Raw genomic sequence first — 2,381 nt, 5'->3', positions numbered from 1 at the left:
AATCTCATTAAATATCTGATCAGTTCAGAGTCTCTCAGGTTTTTTAATTCAAGGCGCATTGATGTAGAAATGGCTGTTCCCTTTTAAATCGATGCAACACAGAAGTGGAATACCTGAGAGACTCCTTTCTGGCGGGTTTCAAAGTACTTTATGCTTCGTTAGATGTTTTCAAAATAGAATCACTATTCGCTTCAATCATCTGCCTTGCCTACAGCACTTTGAACTCCCGCTGAAAGATCACATATTTAATAGGATTGGTATAACTAGCATAGTGATAAATAAGCACTTAATTATAAAGACTTTGATAAACTATAATATCGAGTTTCGGTTCATTTAAATGCCATTTTTAGCTCTTAAAAACCTAATAAATCCTTCGAAAAACCAGCTAAGAAAACAAAAAACCTTGCTCTCACAAAATAAATGTAAAAAAATTATTTTTATTGTGAACTTTCCTAATTACGCTTGGTCTTATTTATTGTACGAAGAAGATGTAGTTTGAAGTAAGTGCAGCATAATGAGTTAACCTCTGTTCTGGTCTAATTCCATCGGACACTTAATTTTGAGACAGTATGGTCAATAAATTAAGAGGTCGATATGAGTCTAAAAAAATCACATAAGAGTTATCCGCAGGTATTTAAAGATGAAGCCGTCTTGATGGTGCTAGAGCAAGGTTATAGCGTTGCTGATGCAGCAAAGTCTCTTGGGGTTAGCACTAGCCTGCTTTACAACTGGAAGGAAAAATACCAAGCCCTGCAACAAGGTATCACCTTAGAAGAATCTGAGCGTGATGAGTTGAAACGATTGCGTAGAGAAAACAAAGAATTACGCATGGAGAAAGAAATACTAAAAAAGGCAAGCGCCTTCTTTGCGAGAGAAATGAAGTAAAATTTCGCTTCATCAAACAGCAATCTAACCTGTTCCCTATCGCACTGTTATGCCGAGTAATGAGTGTCAGTAAGTCAGGCTATTACGATTGGCATAAACGCCCAGCAAACGTGATAAGCATTGAAACACTGAAGCTTTATCGCCTTGTTCGACAGCTATTTAAGCAAAGTCGAGGCAGCTTAGGGAATCGTGAAATGGTGAAGAAATTGCGCAAGGAAGGCTACCAGGTTGGTCGCTATCTCGTTCGTAAAATTATGCACCGCCTTCGACTCAAAGCTACCCAACGACGTGCTTACAAAGTGACTACACGGCGCAAACACTCAGATGCAGTGGCTGATAACCTGTTAAACATGAACTTTAACCCAGTATCAGCTAATGAGGTTTGGGCGGGTGACGTGACCTATTTAAAGACAGGTGAAGGCTGGATGTATTTAGCGGTAGTAATGGATTTATATTCACGCCGGATTGTTGGGTGGCACATAGACAAACGCATGACTACAGATTTGATATCCAAGGCATTAATGAAAGCCTACAACCTGCGCCAACCGGCCAGAGGGCTGGTATTTCACAGTGACCGAGGCTCACAGTATACCAGTAAGCAGTTCGGCAGGCTGCTATCGAGCTATGGTATTCGAGCCAGTATGGGTGATGTGGGTGCGTGTTGGGATAATGCCGTTGTTGAGCGTTTCTTTGGTAGTTTGAAACACGATTGGATTTTTAACGTTGCTCAACCAACAAGGGAGTTTATGAAGCAAGATGTGACTGCTTACATGAAATATTACAACTTGGAGCGACTTCATTCTGCTAATGGTGATCTGTCACCGGTAGAGTTTGAAAATTCTCAACTAAAAGTGTCCAGTTTGGCTTGACCAGTACACTCCTCTCCCGGAGTTAATTGATGACACTGCTTAGTGATTTATCCTACTTACCTTAAGCTTCAGTTAGGATTGAGTTACTGCTACACCGTTTTAATGTTTATTGTTCATCATCATCCCTATTTGGGGAGTATTAACACGCTAGCGCACCGTTAATCACGACCCACAAAGAACGACTTAGGCAACCAAATTGGTTGCCCTTTTTTTAGGTTCATTTTGTGCTACACATAAATAAAACCCAAAAGCCTCACCATCGATATTTGCCACGGTCATATGCGTAACCCATCACTTACCTGAATTTACCTCGGAATCAGAATAAACAACTGATTAAAAAGCATTTATAAAAACAAAAAATCAAGTTTAGGTTAACTCTAATGCTATTTTTAATTAAAAAAACGAAACCTTTTCCAGGGAATATCGACCATATAGATCAAAAAAATTACTCTCACAAAATAAATTAAAAAAATTCATTTTCTTTGTGAACTTTCCTGATATCACCCGGTCTTATTTATTGTACGAACAAGTATGTAATGATTAAAATGTAGTTTGAAGTAAGTGCAGTATGATGAGTTAGCCTTCTCCCCCGGAGTTAATTGATGACACTGCTTAGTGATTTATCCT

At 39.0% G+C, this 2,381-nt stretch carries 1 protein-coding gene; it reads left to right on the top strand.

Going from position 1 to position 2,381, the window contains the following annotated elements:
• Positions 1-594 precede the first annotated feature (594 nt).
• A protein-coding gene (locus H5125_RS15000; RefSeq protein ID WP_182744645.1) for an IS3 family transposase occupies positions 595-1,754 on the top strand; the annotation gives its coding sequence in 2 pieces (ribosomal slippage) (positions 595-844 and positions 844-1,754; 1,161 coding nt in all).
• Positions 1,755-2,381: the final 627 nt, after the last annotated feature.

The sequence above is a fragment of the Shewanella sp. SR44-4 genome, from assembly GCF_014163715.1.
In the GTDB taxonomy this organism is placed as follows: domain Bacteria; phylum Pseudomonadota; class Gammaproteobacteria; order Enterobacterales; family Shewanellaceae; genus Shewanella.
The sequence above is the reverse complement of the archived record's forward strand: the minus strand, read 5'-3'. Positions and strand labels throughout refer to the sequence as shown.